Origin of the sequence: Flavobacterium sp. HJJ (assembly GCF_015351475.1) — a bacterium.
Taxonomy (GTDB): domain Bacteria; phylum Bacteroidota; class Bacteroidia; order Flavobacteriales; family Flavobacteriaceae; genus Flavobacterium; species Flavobacterium marginilacus.
Window position 1 is genome coordinate 74,937 of record NZ_JADKPR010000019.1, and the last position, 20,301, is coordinate 95,237.

The following is a 20,301-nucleotide window of genomic DNA, read 5'->3' on the forward strand; positions in this document are numbered from 1 at the left end:
GTTGAACCAAAAAAACGCATAGAAAAACACAAATATTTAAAATGAAAAAAATCATTGCTACTTTACTAATAATAAGCTTTAATTTAACTTTTTCTCAAAATTACTTTGAAGGTAAAAACTTGTATTGTAAGTCTGAAAATCCCAAAGCAATGAAGCTTTTTAATTTAGGCATAGAAACTTTATATTTAAACAAATCTTTAGACCCAAAATATCTCAAAATAACTTCAAATATTTTCTTTAAAGCATACAAAACAGACACGAATTTTTGTGATGCAATTTTTTTTACAGGATACACTTTGAGATTATTAAATGACGAAAAGGCTATAGCTTGCTATATAATGGCAGACAGTTTGTCAAAAAAAACATTAGAATTTAAAATAAATTTAGCTTCCGAAGGATTAAGATTAGGTCAAGATAGATCATTAAAAATTGCTCGAAAAAAATATAATGAAATAATTACGTTATTTCCTGAAAGCCCTGAAGGTTATTATGGTTTTGCATTAACTTCTCCTATTTTCGGAGATGTAGATAAAGGTTTAGAAAATATAAATATTGCAATCGAAAAATATAAATTATTAAATCCAAAATTAAAAGACGAAGTAATATTTTTAAAAGGCGTTTTGTTATCACAAAACAAAAAATATGATGAAGGTTTAGAATATTTAGAAAAATGTTATTCAACTTATAAAAAAGACGAAAACTTTAAAATCCATTATTCATTGTGTTTACTCAAAGTTTCTGAAACTAAAAATGACGAAAAAATGAAACAAAAAGCTTTTAAATTTTATGGGCAAATAGAAAATAAAGAGCAAATTCCGGAAGACATAAAAACCTTATTGAAATTTTAAAAAACTAAAAAAGCAGAAGTGTGAAAAGTTTTCGGTTAAATTCATAATTCCGCACAAAACAACCAGCCTGTAACACTTGCTACAATAGATTTGGGCATTTGGCTTAATTTGAAAATGATTTTGTATTTGGGATGTTTAGGCAAATCAGAAAGATTACGAATTTTTAATCCCAAACCTCTTGTAGCAAGGGAACGTTAGGCGTCAGTTTGCAAAAACCGTTGAAAAACATAAATTAAATGATAATATTTTTAATTGCTGGAATTCTAATTTTAGTTGCAATAATAATCGGAATAGTTTGGTTGTGCTTTTGGATTCCGAAAAAATTTGGATATCCAAAATTCGGTAAATATTTCTCCCTTCTAATTGGAACTCTAATTGCAGTATTTATTCTAACTCAAATTTTTGAGGATGAACTTTTCTCAAAAAATGACGCCAAAGAACTTTTGAAAGAACAAAATATTGTACTAATTGATGAATTTGAACTAATAGAAAACAAATCAATGTCAGGAATTGGCGACTACTATCATACATTTACTTTGAAGATTACAAGTCACGATAAAAACAAAATAATTAGAGAAATTCAAAAGTCAAAGAATTATAATAGCGACTTAAAAACGGAAAATTATTTCGAGAATCGTAAAGACTATTATAATGGACCAAAACGGATTAAGAATTATGAAACTGAAAATCAATTTGTGAGAGAACTTTTCCAACCAAATGGAGATAATTATGCGCCAACTTGGAGAAAAATAGAAATCGACAAAAATAGTAATTTACTTATATTTGAAGACATCGACGAATAAAACCGAACGCCTAACACTTGCTACAAGAGATTTGGGCATTTGGCTTAATTTAAAAATGGTCTTGTACTTGAGAAGTTTAGGTAAATCCGAAAATAAGGCTTAATTTAATCCCAAACCTCTTGTAGCAAGGGAACGTTACCAGCAATATTAGTCAAAAAGAACGTTAAAATTATGATTTCAGAAATTCTAGACATATTAGCAAATCTTGGCAACTTGCCTAGCAAGGAAAATAAACCGGTAAATTCTGAAAAAAATATTGGGCTTTTTATTTGTTATTTGATTTCAGCAATTTGTCTCATTTTTTTAATTCCAGAATTTAACGAAATCAGGCCAAATGAAAATTCATACTTAATTCTAAGTTTAATAACTGTTGCTTCATTATTGTTAGCTTTAATTGGAGTTAAACTTGTAAGAAAAATAAATCTATTTAAACAACAAACTTTTTCAAAATTCTTAACTTTATTAGTTTCTCTATTGCTTTTTTGTATGCTTTCAATATGTTTAATATTTAACAAATGCTTTTAGAATTTATTAATGGAATTTGAAGAAAAAGACTTTAACAAACTGAAAAATTGGAGCTAAAAGAAATTTAAAAAATTAGTACAAAAATATTTATGGAAAAGAAAATTCACATTGGAAGATGGACTATTAGTAATAGCGGAATTGAAACTGAAAAAGACAATAACTTTCCTGTTGAGTTTCCTATAAGTGAAATTTGGTCTTATGACAACAAATCAGAATATAATGTTTATTCTCTTCCAGTACATTTGTGTTCGAAAGGTTGGATTTCAAATATTGATTTATTAGATTTTAATAGTGCTTTTTTGGTTTGCTTAGAAAAATTTGAATCAGCAAAACCTGAAAATTTTCCAATTATAAGTTGGTCAGAAACTTTAAGAAGACAATATAAAAGATTCCAACATAGTTTAGACATAAACTCTTTTGAAGGTCGGAAACAATTGGAATACGAAGCAGAATATAAAGCCACTTTAAGTTTTGAAGATAGGTTGAAATTATTAATTGTTGACCCAAAAGCTGAATATAAACCGACAGTTGAAATTTTTGGAGATAAATTAAGTAGAAACCCATAAATACTGCTGGTAACACTTGCTACAAGAGATTTGGGCAATTGGCTTAATTTAAAAATGGTCTTGTATTTGGGAAGTTCAGGCAAATCCGAAAATAAGGCTTAATTTAATCCCAAACCTCTTGTAGCAAGGGAACGTTAGTGGCTATTTTACCTCACAATAAACTTCAAAATCAGTAAATTAAACAAATGTCAAAAGAATATAAATCAAAAGAAGAATTCATAAACTTTATACTTGAAGAACTTAGTAAAAAATTTGTACCAATTGAATTTGGGAAATTCTTCTTAGAGATTAGTCCTTCGTTTGGTATCGAAAACTTCAGAATGCTTTTGGATGAATTAAATCAACAAGGTTTAATAACAAAAATTGATGAACCAGGTGAATTCATTCCTTCAATTGGTCTTAGCACACGTGACTTACGTTATGGTTTAAGTATTGAAGGTATTAAATATTTAAAAAGTAATCCGATGGAAAAAACGATAGACTCAACAACATTAAATAATGTTAACGAAATTAAAGTATTTGTTACATACAGTTGGGATAATGAAGAACATAACGAAAAAGTTATAGCATTCACTAATTTTTTAAGAGATAATGGCTTTCATGCAGAAGTTGATAAAATGTTAATTCAAAATGAAACCGCAAAAGACTTCAAAGTCATGATGCATAAAGGCATGACCGACTACCAAAAAGTTGTAGTTATCTTATCGGAAGGTTATAAAATCAAAGCTCAAGATTTTAAAGGTGGTGTAGGAACTGAATATTCACTCATATTAAAAGATATTGAAACTAATCCCAATAAATATATTTTAGTATCTTTTGAAGGTCATAATGATAATATTGCACCTTTATTTTTCAAATCTCGAGAAATAATTGATTTCAGCAAAGAAAATGAAACGGAAAAACAAAAACTTTTTGCCAAATTACTTGACAAAAAGCTTTATGAATTTTCAAAAGTTGCTAACGAATTACCAAAAATCAAAAAAAGCGAAACTCCTGCATTGTTTTCAAAAAAAGAAAATTTAGTTTCGGACATTAAATTAAATAATACGACAGGAACCGCATCATACCTTTATCAATTACTCAAAAACATTGAACTTGATTTAAACTTGACTTTTACAAACTCCACCGATAGCACCTTGAATGAATACAGTATTGAGATACATTATCCAAAACATACTGTTTCATACGAGGTTGATGGTCGAGTTGAAGGAGAATACAAAATTGTAACATTAGAAGAATCGAACAGAATTTTTTCTCATCAAACAAAATCAATAAAGCTTGAAAAAATAATTTTAAGAAATTACACAATTCACGAAATTATTGACAAAACAATTATTATTAAGATATTCACTGAAAAAGGTGTAAGTGAAAAAGAATTTCCTTTAAATGAATTCATTATCAGGGATTTCAATGGCTCGCCAAAAAAGTTAGATTTGTCCTTATTCCTACCTAAAAATCAATAAAAAAAACAGCCACTAACACTTGCTACAAGAGATTTGGGCATTTGGCTTAATTTAAAAATGGTCTTGTATTTGGGAAATTTAGGCAAATCCGAAAATAAGGCTTAATTTAATCCCAAACCTCTTGTAGCAAGGGAACGTTAGGTGCAATACTAAAAAAAAAAAAACGATGATTGAAAAAATAATTGAAATCTCAAATATTGGACACTTTGTAAATTTTAGATTTCAAGGAACTCAAGATTGGAATGGTTTATTAAAGAAGTTAAATGTTGTCTATGCACCCAATGGTTCTGGAAAAACTACTCTGGCAACAATATTAAAATCTCTTTCCAAAAACAATCTTGATTTAATTAATTATAAAAAAACTTTTGGAGCAAATAACACACCAAAAGTTAAAATCAAAGTTTCAAATAGTGCAAATCTTGTTACTTTGGAAGAAGAAAAATGGAGTAATCATAACCTAAAAATTGAAGTATTTGATATTAATTATATAGAAGATTATCTTTTTGCAGGTTCCTATGGAACAAAACAGAATAAAACCAATTTATATAAGTTACTATTTGGAAACAAAGGAGGAGAGTTTAGGAATAAAATGAAACCCCTAATTAGTAAAAAAGACCTATATTTAAAAAGACTTTCAAAAGACAAATCAAATTCTGAATTAAAAGATAAAATCAAACTAGTTCAAACTAAACTAGATGAAATAATGAATGAGTTCAATGATTATACAGAACCTATTTATAATGAACACGTTATAATTGTAAATAAGTACCTATCGAAATTCACTTCTTACATAAATTTAAAAAAATTTTCTTATCTCGAAAATACTAGTGATTTTGAAAAATTTCGAATATTTCCAGTTTTTGAGGTGTACAATGAACAAGTAGTTTTTGCCAACCCAAACCCAACCTCAAAAATAGGGAATGCAAGATACTCAATGAGTGAAGGAGATAAAAGTACAGTTGCTTTATGTTTTTTTCTTGCCCGTTTGGAAGTTCTAGGCGTATCAGACAAAATAATTGTTTTTGACGACCCACTATCTAGTTTTGATTATTCTAGAAGAAATGCTACAATTTATCAGCTAGCGAAAATTGCTAATACTTCTGTGCAATTCATTTTATTATCACACGATTTAGCATTTACTGCAGATTTTAGCGATAAATGTTCCTTTATTGACCAAATTACTCTCAAAATAGAAAACGATGGAACAACTAGTTCCTTAAATAAATACGACATCAATTCGGAGTTTTTAACTAGTACTCAAAAGGATATTGAAATAATCAAAGAGTATTTAAAATCAGGAGTTAATTCTGAAAGTGATAAAAGAGAAGTTATTCGATGCATAAGGCCTGTTTTAGAAGGCGTTTTTAAATCTAAATATTTTGATTTAATTCCAAACAATATTTGGTTAGGAGATATAATTGAACTTATTAAAAAATCAACATTAGGAATGAGATTATATCGATTACAAACAATTGTTGATGATATTATTGAACTTAATGATTATACTAAAAGTTATCATCATTCGACCGGAAATACAAGAGATTTAGCGATTGACAATGAAGAATTAAAACGATATATCACTTTGTTGATTGACACAATCGATAAGGTGTAAAAAGTACTGCACCTAACACGATGTTTTGCGAGATTTGGGCATTTTGCTTAATTTAAAAAAGGTCTTTTATTTGGAAGTTTAGGCAAATCCGAAAATAAAGCTTAATTTAATCCCAAACCCGCTGTAGTACCAGAACGTTGTGCGACATATTACCAAAAATCGCGAAAATAGAAAGTAACATAAAAACTATAATTGGAGAACTGAAACCAAATTAAAAACGTGGCGTAACCGAAAAGCCAAAAGAGTAGGAAACTTAAAAATTAAAATGGCTTTAGATTTAATTGCAAAATTCAGTGTTCTAGAAAAGGTAACACCAACAGAAAGTAAAGAGATATTTGATGTGTTTTTAGCTCCAGAAGAAGAAATACTTTTATCATATAAACACGCAAGAGATAAAGTTGTTTTCACAACTTACAAAATTATTTGTTACGATGTTCAAGGATTTACAGGTGGCAAAAAAGAATACAGAATTTTTCCATATTCAAAAATATCATCTTTTTCAGTTGAAACTGCAGGATTTTTCGATACAGATGCAGATTTCAAAATATGGGTTTCAGGAGTTGGATGTTTTGAAATTAAATTTGGAAAAAAATTAGACATTAAAGAAGTTGGTTCTTTAATGGCAAGCAAAATTTCACATTAAACAAAATCTAAACAATGAAAAATTTTATTAAAATATTGCTTATTAGTTTTGTATTTACATCTTGTTTAAATTCAAATAAAAATGAAGCAGTAGCAACAGAAAAAAAAACAATAGTTAATGTTTCAGATATTATTGGAAAAGACCAAACAGAAATTGAAAAAATTTTAGGGAAACCTGATAATCTTGAAATGGTTAAACCAAGTAATACACCTTGTGAAAATAAACCTTGTGAAAAAGCCAATTATCAATCTGACAAATTTGAAATTGTATTCATAAATGGCAAAGCAGATTGGATAACAATAAATAAACTTTCTGAAAACGAAATCAATAATGAAAATATTGAATTGTTAGGTTTGAAATCTGCGGAACCAAGTTTTGATAATCCAGGAAATGTTAAGAAATGGAATAATATAGAAAACATAAAAGAGATTAGTGTATTCGATAATGGTTCAGGAAAAATAGATTATATATACATTAAAGCATTAACAGAATAAAAAATACGTCGCACAATCGAGTAGACGGCTCCGCCCCTAAAGGGACGGAGTGCGCCTCTCACACCACCGTGCATACGGGTCACGTACACGGCGGTTCGCAAAGAGATGGGTTGAGTTCGATATAAACATCGGTTAAGGATTGATAACCACGCTGTTTTAAGCGTTTCAAAGTAATGGTGGTACTCAAAATCGGGCTCTGTGCAATTGCCCAACCCCCTTTTCTCGTTCGGCTAAATGCATAGGAATGGCCTTGGTCAACTCCAAACCGAATGAGATTCTTTCCCTTTCTCTTTCTTTCAGGTTTCTTCCAATCGTGCCAAATGCAGTATTGAAGTCGGTTTACTCATAAGTTTTTATTGTTTTTTTTGGTCTTCGTGATACCGCTTCGCTAAATTCTGTTCGTCAGTACCGGATTTTGCCGTTTATTCACAAAGTATTTATTTGCTCTTTTGGAGTTCATGAATACTTCATATTTCGCTTCCTTCAGTTCTAGCTTCGCAGCTAACAACCTTGCGACGTGCTAATGGTTCGGGGTTTCAATCCGCCCACAAGGGACTTGCACCCTCTGGAAAAATACACGCTGTAGGATTTGTTATCTAATCCAAAATTTGTATTTTCGGATTTTTATCAAACATTACAGCGTGTGTCCTGCTCATGCATGGCACACACACTTGCTACAAAAGATTTGGGCATTTGGCATAATTTGAAAATGGTTTTATATTTGGAAAGATTTGGCAAATCCGAAAAATGGTCTTAATTTAATCCCAAACCCACTATAGTAGCAACACGTTATGGGTTACTTTAAAGAACCGACGATAGATGAGAAAAAATATATTGATTCTAATTTTGGCTTTCCTACTTTTTGCCTGTAATTCACAGACAGAAAAGAAAAAACCAATTATTAAGACTGCTGACAATTCTGTCGTGATTTTGATTAATAAAAAATCAGAAAAATTCATTCCTGAGACAAAGGGAACTGAAAAATTTGATACAATAATAGCCGACAGCAAGATACAAATCACTATTAAAAAAACAGACCTTGACAGTTACGTAATCAATGAATATGAAGAAGATGGTAACAAACAAATTGACAAATATAGAGATGCTGAAATATCGCTTACAATTAAACAAAATTCACAAATATTTTTAGACACTGTATTTACAAAAAAACAGTTTTCGAAATATGTTAACAAAGGATTTTTAGATAATGCCATTTTTTTAAATTATTGGTTTGAGGCGTCAGGGAAAGACAAAATTCAATTCTTTGGAGTAATTGCTAAACCAGAGACCGACAATACAATTGACTTTTATCATTATTTTGATTTGGCAAATAGAAAATTGACTTTTGTTCAAAAAACTGAAGAAGATGAAGATTAAAAAGCAACCCATAACCGCTACTGCAACGGATTTGGGCAATAGGCTTAATGGAAAAATGGTCAAGTATCTGGATCATTTGGCAAATCCGAAGAATGGGCTTAATTTAGTCTCAAACCCACTGTAATAGCAACACGTTGTGAGCTATTTTACCATAATAACTAAATATGAAAACCTTAAATAAAATATTATTAGTTATTATTTTGACAACTAATATATCTTTAGCGCAAAAATATAAATTAGAACTGCCTGAAATAACCAATTCATTTGAAAAATTTAATCTTGATACTTTACCTAATTCATCTGACAAATATATCGGGTACACAAAGAAAAATAAGAAAGGCAAAACTATATATGTTAATATTGGAAAAAATGAATATGTAGAAAATGATTCATTACACTTTTGCTTAATACGTTATACTAAATCTGATGATAGTAAATCCACATTTTCTGGATATGATTTTTCTATTAATCCAATAGTTGGCATCTATAAAGAATTTCATGAAAATGGAAATATAAAACTTAAAGGAATATATTGTTTCTTAGGTTTTAAAATTGGTAATTGGTATAAATATGACGAAAATGGAGAATTAATTAATGTTGAGAATTTTGATCGTGATTATAAATTTGGCTATAAAAAAGTATTTAGTTTCTGTTTAATAAATAAAATTTCATTGCAAAGAATAAACAACGATAAGTCAGTATCTCAAATTAGAAAATATAATAAGTGTTGGTATATTCAATCACAACCTGATTACAATAAACGTGTTTATAAAGAATATGAAATAGATGGTAATACAGGGAAATTGATTAGCACAAAAGAACTGCCGTTAGAAGTATATTCAGAGTAATAAACATTATAATTAAAAACCAGAATTTATAAATGAAACAAATTATTTACCTATCATTTTCCTTATTCACGATTTTGACTTTTGGACAAATTAAAGACCCAACTCCAAACTTTGATATTGAATGGCCATCGGCATCTCCTGGTGATAAATGGGATTTTTCTAAGAAACCCTATAAAAAAATAATAAATTCTGAACATAGTAAATGTATTGATGAATTTGATTCCATAGGAAGACATACTAAAAGAAGTGTTTTTTGGAACGAATATACCATAATTGAGATTAAAAGATATAAAGGTGATATGATTGTAGAGCACACGCTAAAACAAATCTCTAATTTTGATCAGAACGGTAATAAAATACGTCCAGACGAAATCACAACGACTAAATTAAATCTAAACGACAAGGGAAAAATAATAGATGGCAAAACTTTCAAATTAACAAAAGACAGCATATATAAAATAATTGGTTATCAATATTATGATAATAAAAACAGACTGATTAAATGCACTGATTCAACAGGACTTAAGTATATTTCAAATTTTTATTATTCAGGTAAAAATTTAATCAGAAAAGAAGAAATAAATCAAATTGATGCAAAGACAAAAACCTTTATGGACAGAATTTACAAATACAAAGACAACCAAATCGTTTTTTATGAATCAATTAGAAGTATATTTAAAAACAATATATTAACAGAGAAAACAAATAATAGCACTGTTGAACAGGAATTTAAAAATAACCTGATTGTAAAAAAAGTTATAAAAAATAAATCAGAAACCATTGAGAGAAATTACACTTATGATAACGATAAGAACTTAATTACTTTTATTGAAACAAAAAAGAACAATTATGATGGTTTGATAACATCTCAAATGAAAAGAACCAAAAAGTATGAAAACAATCTTTTAGTTTATTCTGAAATGCAAGAGGGTTTAAGTACTGAACAAAGTAATTTTAGTTTTACATACTATTTTCATTCAGATAATGAATCGTTAACAAAAACAGAAACAACTAATAACAAAAATAATTTTCAATGTGAATACCTGTATAATGAATATAATCATTTAGTTAAAACCATTACTACTTATTCCAATGAACCTTCACAGAATGAAGTTGTATATGAAATTGAATACTATTAAAAAAACAGCACACAACACGATGTTTTGCGAGATTTGGGCATTTTGCTTTTAAAAAAGGTCTTTTATTTGGAAGTTTAAGCAAAACCGAAAATAAGGCTTAATTTAACCCCAAACCTCTTGTAGTAAGGGAACCTTATGTGCTATGTAGCCAAAAAACTGCAGAAAATATAGAGGAAATGAAAAATATGAAGAGAATTATAATCTTATCTTTTTTATCAATTTTACTTGTTTCGTGCAAGGATAATTCCATTGAAAAAAATTACGAATTGGATTACAATCCAAATGAAGAAATTAACTTAGTAAATAAACAAAAATCAGGAATCGGATATAATATAATATCAATTCCTGGACATATACTTTTTTATGGACATTCAAAAGATTATATAATTGTTATTCAAAAACCATCAGATAGTATTTATAATTTTAATGAAAACTTAAAATATGATAAAATGATGGAAAAAGTTTTTAAAAGTAATTTTAATCAATTTTGGATTTTGAAAGTTAAAAATGATAGTTTATTTGGACCGTTCCAAAAAGCTGAATATCTAAAAAAACGAAAAGAAATTGGAGTTCCTGACAATCTTAAAATAAACTACTCAACAGAAGAATTTTATTTAAAAGTTCAAAGAAAAGACATACAATATAAGAATCCAGACTCTGAAGTTGTAGATGTTAAAAACTTAATGGGAAATCAGCCGAAATAAAAAACACATCACACAACCGCTACTACAAAAGATTTGGGCATTTGTCTTAATTTGAAAATGGTTTTGTCAGAAAATAAGTCTTAATTTAACCCCAAACCTCTTGTAGCAAGGGAACTTTATATGCAAGCCTTAAACAACTTAACAATGAAAAGAACTCTATCTGTATTTTTTATGTTTCTCTCTTTTTTTGCTATATCACAGACACAAAAGAAAAATGAGAAATCAATAGACAAAATTGAATCAAACTGTCTAAATAAAAGTGAAATTTCTAATGCGGAAATGTGTAACTGCACAATAAAAGCAAGAGAATCGTGGGACAAAGAATTAAACAAATATTACGGACTTTTGAAAACTAAACTTCCAAAAGAAGCATTTGAAATTTTGAAAGAATCACAAAAACAATGGATAAATTATCGAGATAAAGAATATTTGTTTATTTCTAAATTTTATTATGAAGTTAAGGAAGGAACAATGTGGTTCACGGTAGCAGAAAATAAGAAAAAGGAAATTGTGAAAGAAAGAACGCTGGAATTAGAAGAATACTATAGAATGTTAGACTTTTAAAAAGCCTGCATATAACATCGGTGGCTGTTGTACAACTAACTCTTAGTTTAATTTTGATTTCTTTTTATAAATATTTAATTCGTAATACATTAAAAATAAATTAAATGAAATTTACACATTTTGAGTTTCTTGACAAATATCACTTATTTTTGAGTTATAAAACAGCCACATTTGCTACAAGAGATTTGGGCAATTTTCTTAATTTAAAGAGGGTTTTGAACTTGGAAAATTAATGATTAACCAAAATCATGCATATTTAACCACAAGTATCGCCAGGTTGTGAAACGTCAGAAAGTGGCTATTTCTTTGAATTCTTTCCTGACAAGGCTGAACTGCAAATAAAAGAAACAGATAATATTTATATTTAAAAAGAACAAACTTATAAATAAAACCAAATATTATGAAAACTAAAATGATATGGGCAAATCTTTCCTCAAGTGATTTGGAGAAAACGGCAAAGTTTTATACTGATTTGGGTTTCAAAGAAAATTGCCAACGGACAGAAGAATTGGTAAGTATCCTTTTTGCTGACAACAATTTTATTATTAATTTCTTTGCAGACAAAAGATTTGAATCTGCCTTGAAAGGCAACATAACCAACACTAAAAACGACAATGAAATTATCTTTTCCCTGTCGGCTGACAGCAGGGAAGATGTTGACCGCTGGTTTGAAAAAGTGAAACAGGCAGGCGGAGAAATTTTCTCCAATCCGGAAAATTTTGAGGCAGGCTATACTTTTGGTTTTGCCGATCCTGACGGACATAAATTCAATTTCCTGTATTGGCCTGGAATGTGATTTTGCTTTTTCAACAGATTAAAATCCGTTGCTGCGATATTATCCGAGCCTGTGGTCTATAATGTAAAAGTCCATAAAATATGGGTATTAAAACGTTTCCAAAAGAATAACCACACAACAAAAAAACTCAAAATCAAATCATTAGAATAAAAAAATCATTAAAACATTTGCGAAACCGAAAAGTTGCGCATATATTTGCAACTGATTGGTTTCTTAATTAAAAAAGTATGAGAAGAGATGTTTTTCAAGCCATAGCCGATCCGACAAGAAGAGCTATCATCGCCTTAATTGCCTTACAGGCCATGACGCCTAACACAATTGCTGAAAATTTCAATACTACGCGACAAGCGATTTCAAAACACCTCCGCATACTAACGGAATGCGAATTGGTAAAACAAGTACAGCAGGGCAGAGAAATCTATTATTCGCTTGAAATCAAGAAAATGAAGGAAATAGACGAATGGTTAGAACAATACCGAAAAATTTGGGAAATCCGTTTTGACCAGCTCGATGACGTATTATCAACAATTAAAAAAAATAAAAAATGAACAACAATCTGCTATTTGATTTTACCGTTGACAAAACAGCCAAAACGGTAGTCATAAACCGAGAATTTAATGCCGATCTTTCGCTGGTATGGGATGCTTTTACCACGAAAGAACTGCTGGATCAGTGGGTTGCTCCAAAACCTTGGACTTCCAGAACAAAATACATGGATTTTAAAGTTGGCGGAAAACGCTTTTATGCGATGGTGAGCCCAGAGGGGCAGGAACATTGGTCCATTCAGGAATATACTTCTATTAGCCCGAAGACCCATTTTAAAATGTACAACGCTTTTGCCGACAAGGACGAAAATCCTCAATTACCGGGCTCCGAATGGGATTATAATTTCAGTGAAGAAAACGGAAAAACAAAAGTCCGCATCTCAATTTACAATGAATCTCTTGAACGCATGGAGAGAATGATCGAAATGGGTTTCAAAGAAGGATTCACAATGTCTATCGACAACCTAGAAGAATTATTGGAAGCATTATCGAAAAAATAATTTCGCTTCCAGAACTAAAAGACAATAAAACAAACCTCACTTTCCCGATATAATTAGGGATAAAGCGGGGTTCTTTATTTATATTTTATGACTATCCGCAAAGCATACTAAATGTTTTTTTTTGCCACTGATTACACAGATTCTCACAGATTTTACATGCCTTTTTTAGAAATCTGTGTTAATCTTTATAATCTGTGACCAATTTTATCGATTGGGTATTAGTCACGGATAGTTATATTATACTTTATGCTTTTCCATTAAAAGAACTCTTTTTTACAGCCAAAATCTAATATATTTATAATCAAAAACATCTCAACATTTTTAGATGAAGTTTTCTTGTCGAAAAATTAGACCCTAGCTTTATGAAAACGTACCAATGAAAAAAACATCATTACTAATTTTATTTTTTGTTGCGCAAGGCATACTTGGACAAAATAAAATGAAACCTCTCTCAGAACTAATAAATACAACAGATTCCAGCTGGCCAATAGTACAGGAATGGATTAAATCTGCCAAAAACAAAGCTGAGATATTAGAATTGGATTCTGCTACAGATAAAAATGCTTTATACAACACTCAGGTAACAACCCGTTCTCCAATGGGAGCAATTATTTATTATACTGGAGGAATAATCATTGATAATGGCTGGATTAGAATATTAGGCTCAGGAAATTCAAAACTTACCAGTTCAATTTCAAACTGGAATAAAGGAAAATCATTCAAGGAATACGGCGATTCACCACCATTTCTGCTAATTGCCGATGATGCAATAGGAGGATTTTATATTTTAAATGGAGGGGCATTCGGTAATGATTTCGGCAAAATCTATTATTCTGCGCCAGACAGTCTGGAATACGAACCTTTGAATATAACCTATTCCGAATTCATTTTGTTTTGTCTTAACAATGACTTGGACGCCTTTTACAAAGGTTTGCGATGGAAAAACTGGGAAAAAGATGTGAAAAACCTTAATTATGATAAAACCTATAATTTCTATCCTTATTTATGGACCAAAGAAGGAAAAGAAATTGAAAAAAATGCTAAAACAGAAGTCCCCGTAGAGGAACAGTATAGTTTAAAAATAGGCTATTACAAGTAATAAAGCCTAATGTTTCGCTCCAAAAAAACAGACTAATTTTGAACATTAATACCGACAAAATATGAAAAACTGCCTTGAATGCGGTGACCCGATTGTAGGCCGAGAAGACAAGAAATTCTGCAGTGACGGATGCCGAAATGCCTATAACAACAAAATAAATAAGGACAGCACGAATTATATGCGCAATATCAATAACAAATTGCGCAAAAATTACCGAATTTTGTCGGAACTAAATGTTGAAGGAAAATCGAAAACGACCCGAGCCAAATTGATGAGCAGGGGTTTTGATTTTGAATTTTTCACCAGCATTTTGAACACCAAGTCGGGGAATACTTACTATTTCCTATACGACCAAGGCTATATGGTTTTGGAAAATGATTACTATATGCTTGTTAAAAAAGATATTTAATACCACACATACTAATGAAGAAAAATTATTCCTCCATTATAACCGCTGCCGTAATCCTTGGGATTTTGGGCTTACTGTTTGCCTCGCTAATGCCTTCGTATTCGGAGGGTGAGGAAAAGAAAGTCACTGAATTTTCGACGGACAGAGCCATGGAACATGTCGAAGCGATTGCACAGCATCCGCATTATGTAGGCACCAAAAACCATGAAGCTGTTGCCAATTATATCATCGCCGAGCTTGAAAAACTGGGCTTAGAAACAACAGTTCAGGAAGGCTATACACTTACAGACTGGGGGAATTTAGTAAAATCCAAAAACATTATGTGCCGTATTGACGGGACTAAACCGGGTGGCAAAGCCCTGCTTCTGCTTTCACATTATGACAGCGCACCGCATTCCTTCTCGCACGGAGCGAGCGATGATGCATCGGGTGTGGCGACGATTTTGGAAGGTGTTCGCGCTTTTTTGAATGCAAGAACCAAACACCAAAACGACATTATCATTCTGTTTACAGATGCGGAGGAATTAGGCTTAAACGGCGCTTCGCTTTTTGTAACCGAACATAAATGGGCAAAACAGGTAGGGCTAGTATTGAATTTTGAAGCCCGCGGTTCATCAGGGCCGAGTTATATGCTGATGGAGACCAACAAGGGGAATGCTGGTTTGGTAAAGGAATTTGCCAAAGCAGATCCAGCATATGCGGTTTCAAATTCACTGATGTACAGCATTTACAAAATGCTGCCGAATGATACAGATTTGACTGTTTTTCGGGAAAAGGGCGATATTCAGGGTTTCAATTTTGCTTTTATCGACAGTCATTTTAACTACCATACCCAACAGGACGATGTAGCGCATTTAGACAAAAGCACGCTTAAACACCAAGGTTCATACCTGATGCCGCTACTGAATCACTTTTCGAATGCCGATCTGAATGCTACAGCTTCCGCATCAGATGATGTTTATTTTACGATTCCGTTTGCTTTTATCAGCTATCCTTTTGACTGGGTAATACCAATGACACTGATCGCTGTTGGCGTTTTAATCATTTTGGTATTTATTGGCAAAGCCAAAAGAATGCTGAAGCTGTCCGATATTATGAAAGGCTTCTTCCCTTTCCTCGGTTCACTGATTTTTGTCGGACTGATAACGTATTATGGATGGAAAGGACTGCTGCTGATTAATCCGCAGTACAATGATCTGCTTAACGGTTTTACGTACAACGGCCACGATTATATTGCGGCTTTTGTATTGCTGAGCCTTTCGATTTGTTTTTTCTTTTATCAAATTGGTTCACAACCCAAAGTAGCAATGAACCATTATGTGATGCCGCTTATTTTTTGGATTGTGCTGAACGGTTTTCTTGCCAATAGTCTGCAGGGTGCAGGATTCCTGATTATTCCTGTGTATTTTGGATTGTTTGCCTTTGCGGTTTTTGTATTTAGCCAAAGATCGAATTGGATTGTAAACCTCATCTGCGCTATTCCCGCCTTACTGATTGTTGCACCATTTATTCAAATGTTTCCGATAGGTTTGGGACTGAAAATACTGTTTGGTAGCGCAATTTTGACGGTTTTATTATTTGTCTTAATACTGCCTGTTTTTGGGGCTTTCGCCAAAAAAGGAATCTGGTCGCTGTTTTTCTTTTTAACAGCCGTTATCTTTTTCGCGAAAGCGCAATACCATTCGGGTTACGAAGCGGGTGAAGCTAAATCGAACAGTTTGGTGTATTACTATAATGCGGATACCAACAAAGCACATTGGCTGACTTATGACACCAATCTGGATTCCTGGACAAAAGGTTATCTAGGAGAAAAGCCGAAAGGCGCGAAAATTTTCAATGATTTGAAGCTGTACAGCAAATACAATTCAGAGTTCACCTATTCTGCCGAAGCTCCAAACAAAGACATAGCAAAACCAAGCATTTCGTTCCTAAAAGACAGCGTAGTAGGCCATAAAAGATTCCTAAAAATACAGATCACGCCAAACCGAAAAGTCAACCGCTATGATGTTTTTGCTAATGAAATTATGCGTTTTTATAATTTCAAAGCCAACGGAACTTCGACTCTTGGACAGCAGGGAACCGAATTAGAACGAAACGGCAAAAAACTGCTGAGCTATTATGTAGTCAACAACGAACCGCTGGTGTTACAGTTCACAATAAACAAAGCGACGATTCTTGATATGGATGTGATGGAAAGTTCTTTTGACTTGATGGTCAACCCAATTTTCTCCATGACTCCAAGGGAAAACTGGATGATGCCTACACCATTTGTATTAAACAATGCGGTAATTATTACCCAAAAAATAAGACGCAGACCGAAAGCTGCTCCAACAATTAAACCTGTAGCTGTACAGCCGATTGTGGCTGACAGTTTGAGAGTAGTGAAAGATAGTTTGAAAGTAAAGTAAAAGCAGTTTCGTAAAACTTCTCAAAAAAAAACAGAGATATCCAAAGTTTAATAAAATGACTTTGAATATCTCTGTTCCTTTTTTTCATAAATGTGCAATTACATAAGCATTTTTATCAAACAGATTAAAAAGTTCTATTACTTTATAAATTTTAACTGCTGTGTGCCGGTATTTGTTTTTAGTTTTATCAGATAAACACCAGAAGCCCAAGAGCTGACATCCCAGCTGGACACAGCATTTGTAGTTCTTATTCTTTGACCAGCCATGTTATAAAACTGCACTTTTTCGACAGTTATACCACTAGGAATGTCAAGTGAAAGAATATTATTGGCAGGGTTTAAGAATAACTGTGCCGTGCTCAGTTCATTTTTTTTGGAAGATGTAATTGTTGTATTGTCTTTGGAAATAATATTTTTTGCACGGTCAAATGTGATGCTTGTAATCGTAAAAGGTACTTTTTCGGTAAAAGTTTCCCCATTGAAAGTATTATTCAGAACCAAATCCAATTGCTGTCCTCCGCTTCCAAAAATCCTGATAGGAACGGGCATCTCAAAAAAGGAAACTGAAGCATCCGATTGTGTCTGACTGACCGTAAATCTGGCTTCACCGCTGTCTAAATTTTCAGCAGAAATGCTATAACTTGGATAGCCCTGCCCATAAACCCAGTCATTAAAAAATTCCGTCAGACTATTGCCGTAAACAGCTTCCAAATGCGATTGCAGATTCGAAGTTTTGGCATATTTATAAGCAAGATTCGGGTCTTTTAAATAATTTTTTATTCCTTGAAAAAACAAAGCATCCCCCATTTTAAAACGGAGCATGTTTAGCACCATTGCTCCTTTGTCATAGGTTAATCGGGAACTGAAAATCCTGTCAACATTAGAAAGCTCAGCATCTGTTACATATACGGATCCATTAGTTTTGGAAACTATGTTATCAATCATTTTATTTTTTTCAGAAACAAAGGCATTCTGTCCGTCAAAGTTTTCGATAACGAGGGAAGCTGCATAAACCGCAAAACCTTCATTCAGCCAAATATCATTCCAAGTACCGCAGGTGACTTTGTTTCCAAACCATTGGTGAGCCATTTCATGAGCAATTAAATCTCTTTCAAAACTATTCATAAAAGAAACCGTAGTATGCTCCATTCCGCCTCCCCATTCAAACTGCGCGTGTCCATATTTCTCGGCATGAAAAGGATAGATTTCAAAAAGGTTTTCGTAAAAATTCAAAATCAATGGCGTCTGGTCCAATTTTGTTTTAACCGATGCTAACGTTTCGGGATAAATGTAATTGATGATGGGATACTGGCTGGGCGCAGTTCCTCCCTGCTGATTGTAAATACTATAATTAGTGACCGCTATAGCAACTAAATAAGCGGGAATAGGATAACCGTGATGAAAATGGGTAGTTTTGCTGGCTCCGTTAATTACGGGTGCTTCGGGCTCAACACCATTGGAAACACTGACATATTGTGAAGGTGCCGTAATGTAAACATCAACTGCATCAATTTTATCATTCAAATCCTGCTTGCAGGGCCACCAGTCGCGAGATCCATAAGGTTCTGATAAAGTATATAAAATAGGAGAACCATTGTGTGCCGCAGTAATAAATGCTTTCTCCCCTGTGGCCGGAGTCCCTGAATATCTAATTTCGAGAGAAGCCGAAGCTCCCGATTTTAAAATAGCAGGTAAAGTAATGACTAATTCATTATTGGCATTTTGCACAAAGGCTAATGACACGCCATTCTGAATAACAGCACTTACTGTGAGTTTATTCGTTAAATCAAAAGTCACTGAGTTAAGATCAGACAATGCAGTAAAAGTACTGGTCACAATTCCTGAAATAAAATATTTGGCCGGATCTACAGTAAATTCCAATTTTTGATAAGTAACATCATAATTTAATGTATTGGGATTAACACTCAGGTTCATCTTCTGGACCGCTGTCTTTCGTTCAATCTGGGCAATATCTGATGTTTGGCTTGTGCTTTTTTGAACACAGCTTAAAATCATTAAAATCTGTACAGCCAGCAAAAGACTTTTTCTCATTTCAATTCTATTAATGTGCCAAATATAATCATTGGTTTTGTTTTAAAGACTTAAAAACCAACCACAAAATACCATTCGTTTAACCAGCATAAAATTTGTCTTTTTTTATAGTGTTTATCTGGTTTATGCCATCGAAAAAAGTAAGAATGAATCACTAGTTTTATTTCCTAAAATCCGCTCTAAAAGATTATATTTGAAAACCTATAAAATTATCAAAATATTCATTTATAAATCGGCATTTTAATGGAAACAATATTCAAAGAAAAACAAAAATTTACCCAATGGTGGTTATGGTTATTTTTAATCGGGCTTGGAATTTTTCAAGTTTACGGCCTTTTCAGCCAGCTGATTAAAGATGTGCCTTTTGGGAACAAGCCAATGTCAGATATGGGACTGATTTTCTTTACGCTAATTCCATTCGGACTGATAGCTTTCTTCTGGTACATGAAACTGGAAACAGAAATAGACGAAAAAGAAATACGCATTACTTTTATTCCATTGACAAAAAAAACATTGAAATGGGATGAAATAAAATCTGCAGCAATTATAGAATATAAGTTTGTCGGTTACGGAGTCCGGTTATTTACTTCTTATGGGACTGTTTATAACACTAAAGGAAAAACAGGACTGGCGGTTGAATTAAACAGCGGAGAAAAAATCTTAATCGGCACACAAAAAGCTGAGGAATTGACCAAAAACATTGAAAAACACCACAAGAATAAATTTGTAATTTAAACAGATTTACAAAACCAATCACAGCGTTTTTAGTTATGGTAAGAATAATGTAAACAATTTCAATAATTATGTAACAGTCTCCAAGCTCTCTAAAGCTAATTTAGCTATTATTAATTTAAAAATTGATAATATAACATAACTTCAGGAGATTATGACTCTACAGTCAGTCCTT

General features: G+C 31.9%; 21 protein-coding genes and 1 pseudogene. 20 read left to right on the plus strand and 2 right to left on the minus strand.

The genetic code is table 11. The annotated features are described in order from the left end of the window. The first annotated feature begins 41 nt into the window (after positions 1-41). From IRZ80_RS15075 to IRZ80_RS15110, 8 genes are all read left to right on the plus strand, one after another. Positions 42-848, plus strand: coding sequence for a hypothetical protein (locus IRZ80_RS15075; RefSeq protein ID WP_194642405.1), 807 nt, complete (start codon positions 42-44; stop codon positions 846-848). Positions 849-1,084: 236 nt separating this feature from the next. Then, on the plus strand, positions 1,085-1,651 hold the full coding sequence (locus tag IRZ80_RS15080; protein WP_194642406.1) for an AtpZ/AtpI family protein: 567 nt from the start codon (positions 1,085-1,087) through the stop codon (positions 1,649-1,651). A 171-nt stretch (positions 1,652-1,822) separates the two neighbouring features. Further along, a complete protein-coding gene (locus IRZ80_RS15085; RefSeq protein ID WP_194642407.1) occupies positions 1,823-2,176 on the plus strand; it encodes a hypothetical protein in 354 nt (117 codons plus the stop codon). 89 nt (positions 2,177-2,265) lie between these two features. Continuing rightward, positions 2,266-2,742: a hypothetical protein gene (locus tag IRZ80_RS15090; RefSeq protein ID WP_194642408.1), complete on the plus strand. Its 477-nt coding sequence runs from the start codon at positions 2,266-2,268 to the stop codon at positions 2,740-2,742. Between the two features lie 185 nt (positions 2,743-2,927). Next, positions 2,928-4,205, plus strand: coding sequence for an SEFIR domain-containing protein (locus tag IRZ80_RS15095; protein ID WP_194642409.1), 1,278 nt, complete (start codon positions 2,928-2,930; stop codon positions 4,203-4,205). A 166-nt stretch (positions 4,206-4,371) separates the two neighbouring features. After that, on the plus strand, positions 4,372-5,817 hold the full coding sequence (locus IRZ80_RS15100) for an AAA family ATPase (RefSeq protein ID WP_194642410.1): 1,446 nt from the start codon (positions 4,372-4,374) through the stop codon (positions 5,815-5,817). 265 nt (positions 5,818-6,082) lie between these two features. Next, positions 6,083-6,460 (plus strand): PH domain-containing protein, encoded by a 378-nt coding sequence (locus tag IRZ80_RS15105; RefSeq protein ID WP_194642411.1) that lies wholly within the window; start codon positions 6,083-6,085, stop codon positions 6,458-6,460. A 14-nt stretch (positions 6,461-6,474) separates the two neighbouring features. Next, positions 6,475-6,954 carry a hypothetical protein gene (locus IRZ80_RS15110; RefSeq protein WP_194642412.1) on the plus strand — a complete coding sequence of 160 codons (480 nt, stop codon included), beginning with the start codon at positions 6,475-6,477 and terminating at the stop codon, positions 6,952-6,954. Positions 6,955-7,033: 79 nt separating this feature from the next. Here IRZ80_RS15110 and IRZ80_RS21230 read toward each other — a convergent pair. Then, positions 7,034-7,294, minus strand: a pseudogene (locus tag IRZ80_RS21230) (group II intron reverse transcriptase/maturase); the annotation flags it as partial. 479 nt (positions 7,295-7,773) lie between these two features. Between IRZ80_RS21230 and IRZ80_RS15115 the strand changes: the two are divergent. From IRZ80_RS15115 to IRZ80_RS15165, 11 genes are all read left to right on the plus strand, one after another. Next, positions 7,774-8,331, plus strand: a complete 558-nt coding sequence (locus IRZ80_RS15115) for a DUF4738 domain-containing protein (RefSeq protein WP_194642413.1) — start codon at positions 7,774-7,776, stop codon at positions 8,329-8,331. Positions 8,332-8,495: 164 nt separating this feature from the next. Next, a complete protein-coding gene (locus IRZ80_RS15120; protein WP_194642414.1) occupies positions 8,496-9,179 on the plus strand; it encodes a hypothetical protein in 684 nt (227 codons plus the stop codon). 32 nt (positions 9,180-9,211) lie between these two features. Continuing rightward, positions 9,212-10,318, plus strand: a complete 1,107-nt coding sequence (locus tag IRZ80_RS15125; RefSeq protein WP_194642415.1) for a hypothetical protein — start codon at positions 9,212-9,214, stop codon at positions 10,316-10,318. A gap of 176 nt (positions 10,319-10,494) precedes the next feature. After that, positions 10,495-11,022, plus strand: a complete 528-nt coding sequence (locus IRZ80_RS15130; RefSeq protein WP_194642416.1) for a DUF3997 domain-containing protein — start codon at positions 10,495-10,497, stop codon at positions 11,020-11,022. A 144-nt stretch (positions 11,023-11,166) separates the two neighbouring features. After that, positions 11,167-11,586: a lysozyme inhibitor LprI family protein gene (locus IRZ80_RS15135; RefSeq protein WP_194642417.1), complete on the plus strand. Its 420-nt coding sequence runs from the start codon at positions 11,167-11,169 to the stop codon at positions 11,584-11,586. A 400-nt stretch (positions 11,587-11,986) separates the two neighbouring features. Next, entirely contained in the window at positions 11,987-12,382 is a 396-nt protein-coding gene (locus IRZ80_RS15140; RefSeq protein ID WP_194642418.1) for a VOC family protein, read from the plus strand. 227 nt (positions 12,383-12,609) lie between these two features. Continuing rightward, on the plus strand, positions 12,610-12,930 hold the full coding sequence (locus IRZ80_RS15145; RefSeq protein WP_194642419.1) for an ArsR/SmtB family transcription factor: 321 nt from the start codon (positions 12,610-12,612) through the stop codon (positions 12,928-12,930). Next, positions 12,927-13,427 carry an SRPBCC domain-containing protein gene (locus IRZ80_RS15150; protein ID WP_194642420.1) on the plus strand — a complete coding sequence of 167 codons (501 nt, stop codon included), beginning with the start codon at positions 12,927-12,929 and terminating at the stop codon, positions 13,425-13,427. Before IRZ80_RS15145 ends, IRZ80_RS15150 begins: the two co-directional genes overlap by 4 nt. 376 nt (positions 13,428-13,803) lie before the next feature. After that, positions 13,804-14,526, plus strand: coding sequence for a DUF2625 domain-containing protein (locus IRZ80_RS15155; RefSeq protein WP_194642421.1), 723 nt, complete (start codon positions 13,804-13,806; stop codon positions 14,524-14,526). Positions 14,527-14,587: 61 nt separating this feature from the next. Further along, on the plus strand, positions 14,588-14,935 hold the full coding sequence (locus tag IRZ80_RS15160) for a DUF2116 family Zn-ribbon domain-containing protein (RefSeq protein ID WP_194642422.1): 348 nt from the start codon (positions 14,588-14,590) through the stop codon (positions 14,933-14,935). A 14-nt stretch (positions 14,936-14,949) separates the two neighbouring features. Continuing rightward, positions 14,950-17,343, plus strand: a complete 2,394-nt coding sequence (locus IRZ80_RS15165; protein WP_194642423.1) for a M28 family peptidase — start codon at positions 14,950-14,952, stop codon at positions 17,341-17,343. A gap of 137 nt (positions 17,344-17,480) precedes the next feature. On the opposite strand, the gene IRZ80_RS15170 is transcribed toward IRZ80_RS15165, so the two are convergent. Beyond that, on the minus strand, positions 17,481-19,394 hold the full coding sequence (locus IRZ80_RS15170; protein WP_194642424.1) for a M1 family aminopeptidase: 1,914 nt from the start codon (positions 19,392-19,394) through the stop codon (positions 17,481-17,483). 243 nt (positions 19,395-19,637) lie between these two features. Here IRZ80_RS15170 and IRZ80_RS15175 point away from each other — a divergent pair, with 243 nt between their 5' ends. Then, the gene (locus tag IRZ80_RS15175) at positions 19,638-20,129 is read left to right on the plus strand and encodes a hypothetical protein (RefSeq protein WP_194642425.1); all 492 of its coding nucleotides are present in this window, start codon (positions 19,638-19,640) and stop codon (positions 20,127-20,129) included. The last annotated feature ends 172 nt before the right edge of the window (positions 20,130-20,301 follow it).

Bases quoted from the DNA above. Each gene is read 5' to 3' on its own strand.
- IRZ80_RS15115 (WP_194642413.1), top strand. From the start codon at position 7,774: ATGAGAAAAAATATATTGATTCTAATTTTGGCTTTCCTACTTTTTGCC.
- IRZ80_RS15160 (WP_194642422.1), top strand. From the start codon at position 14,588: ATGAAAAACTGCCTTGAATGCGGTGACCCGATTGTAGGCCGAGAAGAC.
- IRZ80_RS15095 (WP_194642409.1), top strand. From the start codon at position 2,928: ATGTCAAAAGAATATAAATCAAAAGAAGAATTCATAAACTTTATACTT.
- IRZ80_RS15110 (WP_194642412.1), top strand. From the start codon at position 6,475: ATGAAAAATTTTATTAAAATATTGCTTATTAGTTTTGTATTTACATCT.
- IRZ80_RS15155 (WP_194642421.1), top strand. From the start codon at position 13,804: ATGAAAAAAACATCATTACTAATTTTATTTTTTGTTGCGCAAGGCATA.
- IRZ80_RS15130 (WP_194642416.1), top strand. From the start codon at position 10,495: ATGAAAAATATGAAGAGAATTATAATCTTATCTTTTTTATCAATTTTA.
- IRZ80_RS15175 (WP_194642425.1), top strand. From the start codon at position 19,638: ATGGAAACAATATTCAAAGAAAAACAAAAATTTACCCAATGGTGGTTA.
- IRZ80_RS15125 (WP_194642415.1), top strand. From the start codon at position 9,212: ATGAAACAAATTATTTACCTATCATTTTCCTTATTCACGATTTTGACT.
- IRZ80_RS15085 (WP_194642407.1), top strand. From the start codon at position 1,823: ATGATTTCAGAAATTCTAGACATATTAGCAAATCTTGGCAACTTGCCT.
- IRZ80_RS15080 (WP_194642406.1), top strand. From the start codon at position 1,085: ATGATAATATTTTTAATTGCTGGAATTCTAATTTTAGTTGCAATAATA.
- IRZ80_RS15120 (WP_194642414.1), top strand. From the start codon at position 8,496: ATGAAAACCTTAAATAAAATATTATTAGTTATTATTTTGACAACTAAT.
- IRZ80_RS15135 (WP_194642417.1), top strand. From the start codon at position 11,167: ATGAAAAGAACTCTATCTGTATTTTTTATGTTTCTCTCTTTTTTTGCT.
- IRZ80_RS15140 (WP_194642418.1), top strand. From the start codon at position 11,987: ATGAAAACTAAAATGATATGGGCAAATCTTTCCTCAAGTGATTTGGAG.
- IRZ80_RS15165 (WP_194642423.1), top strand. From the start codon at position 14,950: ATGAAGAAAAATTATTCCTCCATTATAACCGCTGCCGTAATCCTTGGG.
- IRZ80_RS15170 (WP_194642424.1), bottom strand. From the start codon at position 19,394: ATGAGAAAAAGTCTTTTGCTGGCTGTACAGATTTTAATGATTTTAAGC.
- IRZ80_RS15145 (WP_194642419.1), top strand. From the start codon at position 12,610: ATGAGAAGAGATGTTTTTCAAGCCATAGCCGATCCGACAAGAAGAGCT.
- IRZ80_RS15075 (WP_194642405.1), top strand. From the start codon at position 42: ATGAAAAAAATCATTGCTACTTTACTAATAATAAGCTTTAATTTAACT.
- IRZ80_RS15090 (WP_194642408.1), top strand. From the start codon at position 2,266: ATGGAAAAGAAAATTCACATTGGAAGATGGACTATTAGTAATAGCGGA.
- IRZ80_RS15100 (WP_194642410.1), top strand. From the start codon at position 4,372: ATGATTGAAAAAATAATTGAAATCTCAAATATTGGACACTTTGTAAAT.
- IRZ80_RS15150 (WP_194642420.1), top strand. From the start codon at position 12,927: ATGAACAACAATCTGCTATTTGATTTTACCGTTGACAAAACAGCCAAA.
- IRZ80_RS15105 (WP_194642411.1), top strand. From the start codon at position 6,083: ATGGCTTTAGATTTAATTGCAAAATTCAGTGTTCTAGAAAAGGTAACA.